At 60.9% G+C, this 15,129-nt stretch carries 11 protein-coding genes and 1 tRNA gene; 7 read left to right on the top strand and 5 right to left on the bottom strand.

Going from position 1 to position 15,129, the window contains the following annotated elements:
- Positions 1-1,770 (bottom strand): class I tRNA ligase family protein (locus tag ACTG4B_RS14255; protein ID WP_439156370.1); only part of this gene is annotated, 1,770 nt, incomplete at its 3' end.
- A gap of 174 nt (positions 1,771-1,944) precedes the next feature.
- On the opposite strand from ACTG4B_RS14255, the gene ACTG4B_RS14260 reads away from it, so the two are divergent.
- Entirely contained in the window at positions 1,945-4,245 is a 2,301-nt protein-coding gene (locus tag ACTG4B_RS14260) for a xanthine dehydrogenase family protein molybdopterin-binding subunit (RefSeq protein WP_439156371.1), read from the top strand.
- The gene (locus ACTG4B_RS14265; protein WP_439156372.1) at positions 4,232-5,299 is read left to right on the top strand and encodes a DUF2235 domain-containing protein; all 1,068 of its coding nucleotides are present in this window, start codon (positions 4,232-4,234) and stop codon (positions 5,297-5,299) included. Before ACTG4B_RS14260 ends, ACTG4B_RS14265 begins: the two co-directional genes overlap by 14 nt.
- Here ACTG4B_RS14265 and ACTG4B_RS14270 read toward each other — a convergent pair.
- Together ACTG4B_RS14270 and metF are read right to left on the bottom strand one after the other, a co-directional pair.
- Entirely contained in the window at positions 5,261-5,746 is a 486-nt protein-coding gene (locus tag ACTG4B_RS14270; protein WP_439156380.1) for a PaaI family thioesterase, read from the bottom strand. The genes ACTG4B_RS14265 and ACTG4B_RS14270 overlap by 39 nt on opposite strands.
- Positions 5,747-5,783: 37 nt before the next feature.
- On the bottom strand, positions 5,784-6,650 hold the full coding sequence (gene metF / locus ACTG4B_RS14275; protein ID WP_439156373.1) for a methylenetetrahydrofolate reductase [NAD(P)H]: 867 nt from the start codon (positions 6,648-6,650) through the stop codon (positions 5,784-5,786).
- A gap of 93 nt (positions 6,651-6,743) precedes the next feature.
- Here metF and ACTG4B_RS14280 point away from each other — a divergent pair, with 93 nt between their 5' ends.
- On the top strand, positions 6,744-7,649 hold the full coding sequence (locus tag ACTG4B_RS14280) for a LysR substrate-binding domain-containing protein (RefSeq protein WP_439156374.1): 906 nt from the start codon (positions 6,744-6,746) through the stop codon (positions 7,647-7,649).
- Between the two features lie 67 nt (positions 7,650-7,716).
- On the top strand, positions 7,717-8,505 hold the full coding sequence (locus ACTG4B_RS14285) for an inositol monophosphatase family protein (protein WP_439156375.1): 789 nt from the start codon (positions 7,717-7,719) through the stop codon (positions 8,503-8,505).
- Between the two features lie 99 nt (positions 8,506-8,604).
- Here ACTG4B_RS14285 and ACTG4B_RS14290 read toward each other — a convergent pair whose 3' ends face one another.
- A complete protein-coding gene (locus ACTG4B_RS14290) occupies positions 8,605-9,345 on the bottom strand; it encodes a rhomboid family intramembrane serine protease (protein ID WP_439156376.1) in 741 nt (246 codons plus the stop codon).
- A 31-nt stretch (positions 9,346-9,376) separates the two neighbouring features.
- The gene (gene putA / locus ACTG4B_RS14295; RefSeq protein WP_439156377.1) at positions 9,377-12,835 is read right to left on the bottom strand and encodes a bifunctional proline dehydrogenase/L-glutamate gamma-semialdehyde dehydrogenase PutA; all 3,459 of its coding nucleotides are present in this window, start codon (positions 12,833-12,835) and stop codon (positions 9,377-9,379) included.
- A gap of 105 nt (positions 12,836-12,940) precedes the next feature.
- Between putA and ACTG4B_RS14300 the strand changes: the two genes are divergently transcribed.
- From ACTG4B_RS14300 to ACTG4B_RS14310, 3 genes are all read left to right on the top strand, one after another.
- Entirely contained in the window at positions 12,941-13,432 is a 492-nt protein-coding gene (locus tag ACTG4B_RS14300) for an Lrp/AsnC family transcriptional regulator (RefSeq protein WP_439156378.1), read from the top strand.
- Between the two features lie 24 nt (positions 13,433-13,456).
- Entirely contained in the window at positions 13,457-14,020 is a 564-nt protein-coding gene (locus ACTG4B_RS14305; RefSeq protein ID WP_439156379.1) for a tetratricopeptide repeat protein, read from the top strand.
- A 44-nt stretch (positions 14,021-14,064) separates the two neighbouring features.
- Positions 14,065-14,150 (top strand) — tRNA-Leu (locus ACTG4B_RS14310).
- Positions 14,151-15,129: the final 979 nt, after the last annotated feature.

Consider the following 15,129-nt stretch of genomic DNA (forward strand, 5'->3'; position numbering starts at 1 on the left):
CTGGGTAACATTGTATTCGGCAAGGCTGGCCGAAAACCTGTCGATGGCCTCGGCCTTGTTTTCGACTTCAATCACGGTGGCGTAGCTCAGCGGGCTGGGCACGTCGGCATTGTCGAACACGAAATCAGATTTGACGCTGTCGAAATCGGGTGCGGCGTGCATCACCTCGCCGCGGTGGACGATGCCTTCGAGCAGAAGGCCAAGCAGTTCCACCTCGTCAAGGTCGCCCGATGGATTGTGTTCATCGGCCACCCCAAGGTCGAGACCATACCACACCGGAATCTGATGCCCCCACCACAACTGCCGTGAAATGCACCACGGCTCGATATTCTCCAGCCAGTGGAAATAGACCTTTTCGCCGCTTTCGGGAATGATCTTTGTCCGCCCCTCGCGCACGGCATCCAGCGCGGGGCCGACGATTTTGGCGGTGTCCACGAACCACTGGTCGGTCAGCATCGGTTCGATCACTACCTTGGAGCGGTCGCCGAAGGGCTGCATGATCTTCTTGGCTTCGACAAACGGCACGGTCGTTTCGACGTCGTTGCCGTCATCGTCCTTGATCATTGCCGTCGTCATCACTGCGTTGCCTTCGGCGGTGATGTCTGCGACCACGCGCTTGCGGGCCTCGAACCTGTCCAGCCCACGGTATTCGTCGGGAACAAGGTTCATCGCGGCGATCATGCCTTCGTCAAATGCCTGTTCGCCACGCGCGATGGCTTGGGCAATCGCGGCTTCCTCGGCGTAGGGTTTACCGTCGGCGCGCATGTTGCCCTTGGTATCCATCAGGGAATACATCGGGATGTTGCCGCGCTTGGCGACTTCGTAGTCGTTGAAATCATGCGCGCCGGTGATTTTTACGGCACCCGATCCGAAATCGGGATCGGGATAAGGGTCGGTGATGATTGGGATCAGGCGGCGCTGGTCCTTGGGGCCGACAGGGATTTCGCACAGCTTGCCGACGATGGGCGCATAGCGTTCGTCCTTGGGGTTCACCGCGACGGCCCCGTCGCCCAGCATGGTTTCGGGGCGGGTCGTGGCGATCGCGATATAATTGCGCGTCTCGCGCAGGGTCACGTTGCCGTCTTCGTCTTTTTCGACGTATTCATAGGTTTCCCCACCGGCCAGCGGGTATTTGAAGTGCCACATGTGGCCGTCAACCTCGATGTTCTCGACCTCAAGATCGGAAATCGCGGTTTCGAAATGCGGGTCCCAGTTGACCAGACGCTTGCCGCGATAGATCAGGCCCTTGTTATACATTTCGACAAAAACGCGGATCACGGCATCGTGGAAATTGCCGGGTTTTTCGGTCGCAGGCGCGCTATCGGCCCCTGACATTGTAAAGGCCGAGCGTTCCCAGTCCATGCTGTCACCCAGACGGCGCGCCTGTTGTTCGATGATGCCGCCCTTTTCGCCCTTCCATTCCCAGACCTTTTCCAGGAACTTCTCGCGGCCCATTTCAACGCGCTTGGGCTGGCCTGTGGCGGCCAGTTCCTTTTCCACCATCAACTGCGTGGCGATGCCCGCATGGTCCAGCCCCGGCTGCCAGAGCGTGTCGAACCCCTGCATCCGCTTCCAGCGGGTCAGGATATCCATCAGCGTGTGGTTAAAGGCGTGGCCGACGTGCAAATGCCCGGTGACATTGGGCGGTGGCAGCATGATGCAAAAGGTTTCGTCGCGCGACGCATTGGCCCCGGCTTTGAAGGCGCCACTGTCCTCCCACATCTGGTAGATACGCGGTTCGGCGGTTTTTGCGTCAAATGTCTTTTCCATGGGGCGGGCGTCCGTTTCGGCAATGTTGATGGGCGTTGCAACCGCCTAGCAAAAGGGCCGGAAAAGGAAAAGGCCGATCAGCCGTGAAAGGTGACGCAACAGCGTCAATGCACGTCTGGACATCGGCATTTGGGGGCCTAGGGTAGGCACGGATCAGGTCAAAGGACGCAGCGCATGGAAAAATTTGGCAAAAGCCAGCCAGTCACACGGGTCGAGGATGTCCGGTTTCTGACAGGGCATGGCCGCTATGTGGATGATATCGCCCCGGCAGATGCGCTGCATGCGTATTTTCTGCGCGCGACTGTCGCGCATGGTGCGATCATATCACTTGATCTGGATGACGCCCGTGCGATGCCCGGCGTCCATCTGATCGTTACGGCCGATGATCTGCTGGCCGCCGGTGTGGTGCTGGGCATGGCGGGCAAGATTGTTCAAAACCGCGATGGCAGCATGGGGGCGGGCCCCGAACGCCCGATCCTTGCGCGGGGCCGCGTGCGCCACGTGGGCGAGGCGATAGCGATGATCGTGGCCGACAGTGTGCTGGCCGCCAAGGATGCCGCCGAAGCCATCGGGCTGGAAATCGACGATCTGCCTGTGCATGTCGATCTGGCGGTGGGCGGCGATGCGATTCATCCCGAGGCGCCCGAAAATCTGGCCTTTGACTGGGGCATAGGGGACGAGGCCGCCGTGCAGGCCGCGATTGACGCCGCTGACCGGGTGGTCACCGTGGATGTTTTCGACAACCGCGTGATCGTCAACTCCATGGAGCCGCGCGGCTGTTATGCGCAGGTTGTGGATGGGCGCTTGCATCTGGCGTTCAACGGGCAGGGCGTCTGGGGGCTAAAGGGTGATCTGGTGCGCCATTTCAACCTGTCGCCTGATGATGTGCGCGTGACCAACCCCGATGTGGGGGGTGGTTTCGGGATGAAGGGGATGCGCTATCCGGAGTATTTCGCCGTCGTCCATGCCGCCCGCGTGCTGGGCCGGCCGGTGCGCTGGATGTCGGAACGGACAGAGGCGATGCTGACCGATAACGCGGGCCGCGATCTGACCACGACGGCAACACTTGCCTTTGACGCCGACGATCGGATGATCGCTTATCACCTTGATACTATTGCCAATATGGGTGCCTATAATTCGCAGTTCGCTCAGGCCATCCAGACAGAGCTGTTTTCAAAAGTGATGATGGGCACCTATGACGTGCAGACGGCCTGTATGCGGACGCGCGGCGTATTTACCAATACGACACCGGTTGATGCCTATCGTGGGGCGGGACGACCAGAGGCGATATTTGTGCTTGAACGGGTGATGGATGAGGCCGCAAGGCAATTGGGCGTTGACCCATGGGACTTGCGGCGGCGTAATTTCATCCGCCCTGATCAGTTTCCCTATAAATCCGTGACCGGCATGACCTATGACGTGGGCGAATTTGCCCGCGTGCTGTCGCGTGCGGGGGTGCAGGCCGACCGCGACGGGTTCGCCGCGCGCAAGGCCGCATCGGCAGCGGCAGGCAAGCTGCGCGGGCAGGGGCTTTGCTACTATATCGAAAGTATCCTGGGCGACCCGGTTGAAACGACCAAGGTGGAATTCACCGGCGACGGCGCGCTGATTTATGTGGGCACGCAATCGAACGGGCAGGGGCATGAAACTGTCTATGCCCGGTTTCTGGCCGATCAAACGGGTATTCCAGCCGACCGGATCACCGTCATTCAGGGCGATAGCGACCGTATCGCGACGGGCGGCGGCACCGGCGGGTCGCGCTCTGTCACGGTGCAGAACACGGCCACGCTGGCGACGGTCAATGTGATGCTTGCAGCATTTGGCACGTTCCTTGCCGATGCCGAGGGTGTAGACGCCAGCGCGATCAGCTTTGACGATGAACGGTTCCGCATTGCCGGATCCAATCTGACGCCGACCATTCTTGATGTTGTGGATATGGCCCGCGCCGCGGGGCGTGATGGTCTGCTGACCCACAGCGCACGGATCAAGCTGGATAACCGCAGTTTTCCCAATGGCGCGCATGTCACTGAAGTAGAAATTGATCCTGATACGGGTGTCGTTGTCGTTGACCGCTATACTGTGGTTGATGATTTTGGGAATCTGATCAACCCGATGCTGGCCGAAGGTCAGGTGCATGGCGGTGTCGCCCAGGGAATTGGGCAGGCGCTGACCGAACGGGTGGTCTTTGACGAGGAGGGGCAATTGCTCACGGCAAGTTTCATGGACTACGCGATGCCGCGGGCCGATGATTTGCCCATGATCGGGTTTTCAACGGAAAGCACGCCATCGCTTTACAACCCCATGGGAATGAAGGGCTGTGGCGAGGCAGGCACCGTCGGCGCGCTGGCCGCTGTCAGCAATGCCGTTGTCGATGCCCTGTGGGAAATGGGTGTTCGCCAGATCGACATGCCGTTTACACCCCATCGGGTCTGGCAGGCATTGAAAACGGCAAAGGGTGACCGTGCAGCTGCGTGACTGGTTCTTTGGCCTTTTCGGGCGCGGCGCGCGCACCGAAGAAGGCGGCGGGCGCAAGCGAGGGCCTGCGACCCATATCATCATTCTTGACGGCACAATGTCATCGCTGGAACCGGGGCGCGAAACCAATGCCGGAATCACTTTCAAACTGCTTTCCGAGGTTAGCCGCAGCGCAAACCTGACAGTTTACTACGAAGCTGGCATCCAGTGGCGCGATTGGGCGACAACCTGGGACGTGATCACCGGCAAGGGCATCAACCGCCAGATTGAACGGGCTTACGGTGTTCTGGCGTCCCGTTATCGCCCCGGTGACCGGATCGTGCTGATCGGCTATTCACGCGGCGCCTATGCGGTGCGGTCACTGGCGGGGGTTGTCGGCCTGGTCGGGCTGGTACGTGCCGATCAGGCTACCGTGCGTGCGATCAGGCAGGCCTATCGCCATTACCGGACCGGCGCGACCAGCCCCCATGCCCAGCGGTTTCGCGAAATCTATTGCCACCCGCAGGTCAAGATCGAGGCGGTCGCAATCTGGGATACCGTCAAGGCGCTGGGCTTGCGGTTGCCGATCGTCTGGCGCTGGGCGCAGGCGCAGCATGATTTTCACAATCATACGCTGGGAAACCATGTCCGGCACGGGTTTCATGCGCTTGGCATGGATGAACGCCGCGAGGCCTACGCCCCGGTCATGTGGGTCTGCCCGCCTGGCTGGCAGGGCCACGTGGAACAGGTCTGGTTCAGGGGTAACCATGGTGATGTCGGTGGGCAGGTCTGGGAACATCCCCCAGCGCGTCCTCTGGCCAATATCCCGCTTGTCTGGATGCTGGACAGGTTGACCGATTGTGACGTGCCGCTACCCGACGGGTGGCGCGGGCGTTTCGCGCAGGACGTGACCGCACCTTCGATCGGCAGTTGGCGTGGCTGGGCCAAGATTTTCCTGTCGCGCAGGAAACGAATCATCGGGGCCGATATGTCCGAGCGGTTCCACGACACGGCGTCGGGCACGCTGCCCGAGGTATCACCCCTTGGACAATTCCATGATCAGGCACGTGGTTGATCCTGTGGCATACAACCTGCCATCCTTGGCCCCGCGAATTTCACCGTGCGACACGCCGGTGCTACGGCCCGCGTGATCAATCATCCCGGTCGCCAGAATCTCGGTGCCCAACGGGATCGCCCGTGTCAGGTTCACCTTGTATTCCAATGTGGTATAGACAGACCCGCGCGGCACCATCGTCATCACCGCGCAGGCCATGCAGCTATCTAGCAGCGTGCCATACCAGCCGCCATGCACCCCGCCCATCGGGTTGGTATGCTGAAATTCCGGCGTGCCACGAAAGACGACCTTGCCGTGGTCCACGCTATCCAGCGCGTAGTTGATCAGCGCCGAGATTGGCGGGCGCGAGATTTCGCCGCGCAGAACAGCTTGCATGAATTCCAGCCCCGACATCGACAGGGTGGTTTCAAGGCTGGGCAGGTCTTTGGGTGTGGTGGCGGTGAACATGGATGCTCCGGGCATGATTTGGCCCGAAGCTGTCGATTCAGGCGACGTTTTGCAACCGGACTTTTGGCGTCACACCAAGCGCATGGCAGACATCCCGCGTCAGTTCAGGCCGGTTGAGCGTGTAGAAATGGAAATGGTCGACCCCGCCCTGACGCAGATCATCGCACAGTTCCGTTGCCAGCGCGGTGGCCAGCAGGTCTGTTGTGCCATCACGGGTGGCGTTGGTAAAGGCATCTTGGATGAGCTGCGGAATATGCGTGCCGCATTGCGCCGCGAACCGCTGGGTGCCGGTCCAGTTTTCAATCGGCAGGATGCCGGGGATGATCGGCGCGTCGATCCCGGCCTTGACGCAGGCATCGCGGAACCGGAAAAACGTGTCGGCCTCAAAGAAAAACTGCGTGACCGCCGATGTCGCGCCAGCGTCGATCTTGCGTTTCAGGAACGCGATATCGGCGGCCTGATCGGCAGCTTCAGGATGCTTTTCAGGGTAAGCGCCGACCCGTAGTGTAAATTTGCCAGTCTCGGCCAGCGCTGCGATCAGCTCGATCGAACTGGCAAAGCCGTCGGCATGGGGGGTGAACTTTTCGGCCCCTTTGGGCGCATCGCCGCGCAGGGCCACGATTTCACGCACGCCTGCCTCTGCGTATCCATCGGCGATTTCCAGCGTTTCCGAACGTGTCGCATCTACGCAAGTCAGGTGGGCGGCCACGTTCAGACCGCTGGTCTTGTGGATCGTGCCCACGGCCTCGTGCGTCAGTTTGCGTGTCGTGCCGCCGGCACCATAGGTCACGGATACAAATGTCGGGTCCAAAGGTGCCAGCGTGTTGACGCAGTCCCACAGGCGGAACGATCCCTCTAGCGATTTCGGGGGGAAGAATTCGAAGGAAACGGATGGGGCGGACATGGGCAACCTCTTTGCTTGATTTGCGTTTCTCGCACCTCTATCTGAATGAAGCAAATTCATAAACTTCACCAAGGTCATGAGGGCCGTTCATATATGCATATCGAGTTCCGGCATCTGCGCACGATCAAGGCCATCCACGACACGGGCGGGCTGGGCCGTGCGGCGGATCAATTGAATATCACGCAATCGGCCCTGTCCCACCAGATCAAGGGGATCGAGGATCAGGCGGGCGTGGAATTGTTCGTGCGCCGGTCCAAGCCGCTGAAACTGTCGGCGGCAGGGATGAAGATGCTGGCGGCGGCGGAATCGATTCTGCCGCAGGTCGCCGCATTAGAGGCCGAGTTTTCCGGCTTGATTGCGGGCAGTACGGGCCGCCTGCATATCGCCATCGAATGCCACGCCTGTTTTGAATGGTTATTCCCTGTGCTTGAGCAGTTCCGCAAGGCATGGCCCGAGGTCGATGTCGATATCCGCCCCGGTCTGGCGTTCGATGCGCTGCCCGCCCTGCGCAAGGAGGAGGTGGATCTGGTGGTGTCGTCCGACCCCGAGGATTTGCCCGAAACCGATTTCACCCCTTTGTTTGACTATGAACCGGTCTTTGTCGCCTCTGCCCAGCATCCGCTGGCCCAAAAGGACGTGATCGAGGCCGAGGATTTTCGCGGTGAAACCCTGATCACCTATCCGGTGGATCGCGCGCGGCTGGACATCTTTTCGCAACTACTGACACCCGCCAAGGTGGAACCGGCTGCCATCCGGCAGGTGGAACTGACGGCGGTCATTCTGTTGTTGGTGGCGTCCAATCGCGGTGTTGCGGTTCTGCCCGATTGGGTGGTGCGGCAGGTCCGCTATAATTCCGATTATGTGACGCGGCCGTTGACCAAACAGGGCATCACCCGCCGCCTTTATGCCGCCACCCGGGCCGAGGATACCAGCCGCCCGTTCATGGCGCATCTGATCCGGCTTGCCCGGCAAGAGGCGGTGAAACTGCAGCGCGGCTAGGGGCCTTGCCTCGCGCGGCATTGGGGCCTATACGCCGCGCTTGATCCCGAACCCGAAAGGCCGACCCATGGCAGGCAGTGCAAATCTGAACGTGATGATGAAAACCGCCCGTAAGGCGGGGCGCGCCCTTCTTAAGGATTTCGGCGAGGTTGAAAACTTGCAGGTCAGCGCCAAGGGCCCGGGCGATTTCGTCAGCCGCGCCGACCGCCAGGCCGAAGAGACGATCCGCGAAGAGCTTTCGCGTGCCCGCCCGTCATACGGGTTTCTGGGCGAAGAAGGCCGCGAGATCGCGGGTGAAGACCCGACCCGCCGGTGGATCGTTGACCCGTTGGATGGCACGACGAATTTCCTGCACGGGTTACCGCATTGGGCTGTGTCCATCGCGCTGGAACACAAGGGTCAGATCGTTGCCGGTGTGATCTATGATCCCGTCAAGGACGAGATGTTCTATGCCGAGAAAGGTGGTGGTGCATGGCTGAATGAAAGCCGTTTGCGCGTGTCGGGCCGTCACAAGATGATCGAAAGCATTTTTGCCACCGGTTTGCCCTTTGCCGGGCGGGCCGATCTGCCGGATACCATCCGCGATCTTGCCCGCATCCTGCCGGCCTGCGCGGGTGTGCGACGGTTCGGGGCGGCGGCACTTGATCTGGCTTACGTGGCTGCCGGCCGCTATGATGGTTTTTGGGAACGGGGGCTGCATGCCTGGGATTTGGCGGCCGGTCTTGTCATCATTCGCGAGGCAGGCGGGATCGTGGAACCGTTGCATCCGGGTGGCGATGTCATGGCCGACGGCCAGGTGATCTGTGCCAATGAACCCATTTTTGAAACCTTCGCCAAGGTGATCCGCGCCGCGTGAAGCGGTTGGGCAATACCTTGGAATAATGGATATCACGAAATCGCGTTCGCCCGTCAGGAAGAGGCCGCGCATCGTGATACCAGATAAAGTCGAAACGCACTAACGTCGTCGGACCCGCGGGATATTGCTCCGGCCATAGCGTGCCTCTGGGTGCGGCGGGTGTCCGTGGGTTCTGTCCCAGAAGCGCAGCCCCCCGCGCCGCAACCACAGCGGCAACGTGCCCAGAAACCCGATGATGAACCCGCCGGCATGTGCCCAATAGGCAATGCCCCCCCCCGCCGATGTGTCGATGCGGAAACCGCCGGACAGTTGCAGCGCGAACCAGATCGCCAGCATGATCCATGCGGGCAGCGGCAAAATGCGGAAAAATACGATAAAGATGATCAGGATATCGACCTTGGCCTTGGGAAACAGTAACAGGTATCCCCCCATGACCCCCGCAATCGCCCCCGATGCCCCGACTGTCGGCACTGGCGACAAGGGGGCCGAGGCAAGTTGCAGCAAGCTCGCCCCGATGCCGCAGGCCAGATAGAAGATCAGAAACGGGATATGCCCCATTTCTTCTTCCAGGTTATCGCCGAATATCCATAAAAACAGCATATTGCCGCCCAGGTGCATCAGCCCGCCATGTAAGAACAGCGATGTGACCAACCCCGCATAGCCTTCGCCGTTCGTGATCCGAAGGGGGATCATCGCATAGTTGAAATAAAGCTGGTTCCAGTCCCGTTCAGACTGGAACAGGACCAGCCCGATCAGGAAAACGGCCACGTTGACCCCGATCAGGGTCAGCGTGATATATGGTGTGCCCGCCGATGGGTTATGGTCGCGGATGGGAAACATGCCGCGACCATCCGCGATGCGTGCAGGGCGGTCAAGCCGCTGTTGCGCCTGCCACCTCGGCCAGCAGTGCGGCGTTTCCGCCCGCTGCGGTCGTGTCGATGCACACATGCCGTTCATGCACTGCATGGGCCGTGTCGGGCATGTCTGTCACCAGCGCGGTGATTGGCCCTTCGCGTTTGCTCAGCGCGGTTTCAATGGTGCGGCCTGTGGCCTCGTCACCCCACCAGATGACACCGGCCAGCGGGGTCAGCGTTGTGAGCGCATCGGGGTCAAGCGTGCCTTGCGCACTGATGCCCACACCGCCCAATGCGGCAATCGCCTGCACCTGTGCCTGCGCAGCCGTTTCCCCCGGCCCCATGCACAGGATCGGCCCGCGTGCATGGATGCTGTGGCGGTTGGATTCGCCTGTCGGCCCGGGCAGGTCGTCGGGTTCCGGGGCATCGGGCATCTGGGCCTTGGCCAGCCGCTTGGTCAGATCGCGCAGATCGGCGTCTCTGGTCCAGCGCGCGTCGGTCGTGGGGGCCGGATGCGCGCAAAAACGTGGCAGGTAATGCGGCCCGCCCGCCTTGGGGCCGGTCCCCGACAGACCCTCGCCGCCAAACGGCTGGCTGCCCACGATCGCGCCGATCTGGTCGCGGTTGACATAGATATTGCCCGCATGCACCCGTTCGACCACGGTTTGCACCCGGTCGTCGATCCGGCTGTGCAGCCCGAATGTCAACCCGTAGCCGGTGGCGTTGATCGTGTCGATCACCCCGTCCAGTTCATTGGCCCTGAAAGTCGCCACATGCAGCACCGGCCCGAAGATTTCGCGGGTCATATCTGCGATACTGTTCACGCGAATGGCCGTGGGCGGGATGAAATGCCCGCTCGTCGGGGTGTTAAGCTGATGAATGACGCGGCCTTCGGCGTGCGCCACAGCGATGTGATCGGCGATGGTCTTGTGCGCGGCGACATCAATTACCGGCCCCACGTCCGTGGACAGATACCAGGGGTCACCGATGGTCAGTTCGTTCATCGCACCTTTGAGCATCTTCAACAGCTTGTCGGCGATGTCCTCCTGCACATAAAGGCAGCGCAGCGCGGAACAGCGTTGCCCGGCCGACCGGAACGCGCCATTGATGATATCGCGCACCGCATGTTCGGGCAGGGCGGTGCTGTCCACGATCATCGCGTTCAGACCGCCGGTTTCGGCGATCAGCGGCGTGCCGGGGGCACAGTTTTCGGCCATTGTCGCGCGGATCTTCAGCGCGGTTGCGGTCGATCCGGTAAAGGCCACGCCATTGATCCGCGCATCGGATGTCAGCGCCGCGCCGACATCCCCGCCACCCGGCAGCAGTTGCAGGGCGGTTGTGGGCACGCCTGCCTTGTGCATCATCTGGACGGCGCGGACAGCGATCAGCGGGCTTTGTTCGGCGGGTTTGGCCAGCACGGCGTTCCCAGCGGCCAAGGCGGCAGCGATCTGGCCTGTGAAAATCGCCAGTGGAAAGTTCCACGGGCTGATACAGGTCCAGATGCCGCGTGCGGTGGCGGTGTCATCGGCGCGGGCGGCGTAATAGCGCAGGAAATCCACCGCCTCGCGTAGTTCAGCGACCACATCGGGCATGCCCTTGCCGGCCTCGCGGCACATGATGGCGAACAACTCCTCTGCGTTTGCTTCATAGGCGTCGGCGACGGCGTTCAACACCTTTGACCGTGTTGCCAGATCATCGGCCCAAGGTGTCGCTGCGCCAATGGCCGTTGCGGCATCCTTGGCGGTCGCGGCCTGTACGGTGCCCACGATGTCGCTGGGTCGGGCGGGATTGATCACATCGGTGGTCGTGCCCTTGTCCGGATGGCCCGCCAGCAGCGGTGCAACCTGCCATGACGCCTTGTGGAATTTGTCACGGCCTTTGTCGATCTGCGCCAGTGTCGGCGCATGGGTCAGATCCCAGCCCCTGGAGTTGGGCCGTTCTGGTAGGAACAAGTCCGGTCCTGTTGGCAGCTCGGGGGTTTCGCCTAGCGTGTCGAACGGGCAGGCGGCCACGACCTCTGGTGGGACGGTTTCATCGACGATCTGGTTGACGAAACTGGAATTCGCGCCGTTTTCCAGCAGGCGACGCACCAGATAGGCAAGTAGATCTTCATGCGCGCCGACGGGGGCATAGATGCGGCAGCGGGTGCCTTCGGACTGCAATACGATGGTGTGCAGGGTTTCGCCCATGCCGTGCAGACGCTGAAATTCATAGTCGTCGGTCGTCCGGTCCATCGTCTGTGCCAGATCAAGGATCGCTGCCACGGTGTGTGCGTTGTGTGTGGCGAACTGCGGATAGATCCGGTCGGTCATGCCTAACAGTTTGCGTGCATTGGCGATGTAGCTGATGTCGGTATGCTGTTTGGCGGTGAACACGGGGAAGCCGTCGATGCCCTGCACCTGCGCGCGCTTGATCTCGGCGTCCCAATAGGCGCCCTTGACCAGCCGGACCATGATCTTGCGGTCCAGCCGCGTGGCCAGATCGTTCAGATGGTCGATGACCAGCGACGCACGTTGCCCATAAGCCTGCACGACAACGCCGAACCCGTCCCAGCCGGCCAGTGATGGTTCGGAAAGGACTGCGTCGATCACATCCAGCGACAGCGACAGGCGGTCTGCCTCCTCTGCATCTATGTTGAACCCCATGCCGGCTGATTTCGCCAGCAGCGCCAGCGCACGCACGCGCGGCACCAATTCTTCCAACACGCGGTGTTCCTGCGCGACCTCGTAGCGGGCGTGCAGGGCGGACAGTTTGACCGAAATTCCCGGGTTTTCGGCAACTGTGTCATAGGTGCAGAAATCGGCAATGGCACTGATCGCGCGGGAATATGCAAGATGATAGCCGCGTGCATCCGCATCGGTGCGCGCCGCCTCGCCCAGCATGTCGTAGCTGTAGGTATACCCTTTGGCGCGCATCACATCGGCGCGCTTGAGCGCCTTGCCGATGTTTTCACCCAGCACGAACTGCCGGCCCATTTCGCGCATGGCCCGGCCCACGGCGGTGCGGATCACCGGTTCGCCAAGGCGTTTGACTGCCCCGCGCAGGTGCCGCGTGATCCCCGGCTTTTCATCATCCAGCACACGCCCCGTCAGCATCAGCGCCCATGTCGATGCATTGACCAGCGATGACGCGGAATGGCCCAGGTGCTTGCCCCAGTCGGACGGTGCGATCTTGTCTTCGATCAGCGCGTCGATGGTTTCCGCATCCGGCACGCGCAACAGCGCCTCGGCCAGACACATCAGGGCGATGCCTTCTTCGGTGGACAGGCCGTATTCGGCCAGAAATACTTCCATCAACCCTGGTGCGGCGCTGCCGCGGATCTGGCGGACCAGATCAGCTGCGCGCGCGCTGATACGGGCGCGGTCGGCGTCGGAAAGGGTGGCGGTATCCGCCAGTGCCCTGACGACGCTGATTTCGTCGCTGTACATCGTCTTGTCGATCTGATTGCGCAGAGAGTGTGTTTCATCGCGGGGCATGGCAAGTTCCTTTTACCTATCAAGCTACTATTTATGATTGCTGGCAGGCGGTTCGCCTGCTATTTGTCAGATGCAGAGGCGAGTGGTCTGAAATATGAGGAATACATGGCCGAAAACCTTTCTGATCTTGACGGATTCGATCGCAAGATTCTCGACGTACTTGCAACCGAAGGCCGCATCAGTGTCACTGAATTGGCAAGGCGGATCGGATTGTCCAAATCGCCCACACAGGCCCGGCTGAAACGGCTTGAGGATCACGGCGTGATCCGGGGGTATCGCGCGCTGTTTGACCCGATCCGGCTGGGGCGCGACCATGTCGCCTTTGTCGAGGTAAAACTGTCCGACACGCGCGAGGCGGCACTGGCGGCTTTCGGGGCGGCGGTGATGCGCGTTCCCGAGGTAGAGCAATGCCATCTGATCGCAGGGTCTTTTGACTATCTGCTCAAGGTCCGGACGTCTGGCATGACAGGGTATCGCGCGGTGTTGGCCGACAAGATATCGACACTGCCGCATGTGGCGAACACATCTACTTATGTTGCGATGCAGGCGATCAAGGAAGAAGGGGTTTCGCCGGTCTCACCCGTTCGGGGTCTGTAACTTGACTTGCCGGCAGGGCGGTACATGTCATTTCAGATGAACCGATTTGCATCACTTTTCCTCTCTGCTGCGTTGGCCGCGTCGCCTGCAACCGCGCAGGATTGCCCGCCGGCCCCGGACCATTCCGCGCGGACGGATGCCATCATCGCCGCACTGGGCGCTGCGGATGACCAGGCCGACGCGATGGTGCTGACCCAAGAATTATGGACACTTTGGACAGATGCACCGGATGCGCGCGCCCAGGATCTGTTGGATGAAGGGATGCGCAAGCGGTCAGGTTATGATTTCCTGGGGTCGCGGGATACGCTGGACCAGCTTGTGGAATATTGCCCCGATTACGCCGAAGGGTATAACCAGCGGGCTTTCACCAGCTATATGCGGCAGGATTTTGCAGCCGCCCTTTACGATCTGGATCGGGCGATTGAGATTAATCCACGCCATATTGCGGCCCTCTCGGGCAAGGCGCTGACACTGATGGGCTTGGGTCGTATGGACGCGGCGCAAGAGGTATTGCGCGCCGCTGTCGATCTTAACCCCTGGCTGCGCGAACGCGCACTTTTGATCGAACAACCGGGTACACCGCTCTGATCGTGCTTGCCGGTCGGGACGCGGCGCATTAGGAAAGGCCGCGTGCCCGCGTGGTGGAATGGTAGACATCGGAGACTTAAAATCTCTTGGCCGCAAGGCCGTGCCGGTTCGAGTCCGGCCGCGGGCACCATGCATCTAGCTGTTTTGCCAGCTCCAATGTGCCCTCAGTAGACACCTCGCTGGTCAGACCATGCCGGAACCTCGCATTGATCCCCCCACATCTCTGACCCCAACGGTCAGGGAACACGCACCGCTGGCGCTGGGTGCAAGCAAGCAGCGGTGTATAAGTGGGGGTGGGGAACTGCCTGCAATCGTTTTGGGTGCTGCGCGTGGTGCGCGGAAAGCCTGTGATGCATCGGCCAGCAAATTTCATGACCCGATCGCGGCCCAGGGTTTCGTGCCGGGGTGATATTACAGGGGGGCCTGCACCGCACGTATGCCGGCTGATCGCAGTGCCCCGACCACGTTAGACAGACGCCCGGTAGCATAGGGCGCGCCCTTGATTTCCGACTGTACGATCATGAACCAGCGCATTGCTCACAGCGCAAGTCACTTGCGCGTTCAAGATAGCAGGGTCCGCACGGAATCAGTGCCCGTTGATCCGCCCCGAGACCGGCGCGGTCCTGCCGCTAGCCCTCTTTTCGGGCGGGACGGCAAGACGAAACACTTGAAAACACAGTGCAGAGAGGGCGGTTTTCGCCTGCAAATTCTGTCTTGTCACAAAAAATGCATTTTTGTTGAAAAAAGGGGTTGCGGGCATGGTCCACTAACCGTAGAACCCCCCTCACCGGCGGCGCTGAGGCGCACGACGGGGCGCCAGACGGGTTAGATTGAAGCGGCGACGCGGAGATTTGGTTACGGGGCGGCGAGAAGAAAATCAGAGGTATTCGAGGCGGGGCGCGCCAGTAAGTTAGGGCGCATCTAGTCTCTTTTGTCTCTACGCTGTTTGAAATTGATATATCTGAAGAGATATGTGGGCGGTTTGGTTCAGTTCGATGGATCAGACGTCTGTATATCAACGCTACTAGGTTTCGGCCGATGATGTAGTGTCAGCTTCACTGTTTGGCGGCTTCTGGTGACTTTGGTTACCTTAAGCACAACAAACAGAG

Source organism: Yoonia sp., assembly GCF_965660735.1.
In the GTDB taxonomy this organism is placed as follows: domain Bacteria; phylum Pseudomonadota; class Alphaproteobacteria; order Rhodobacterales; family Rhodobacteraceae; genus Yoonia.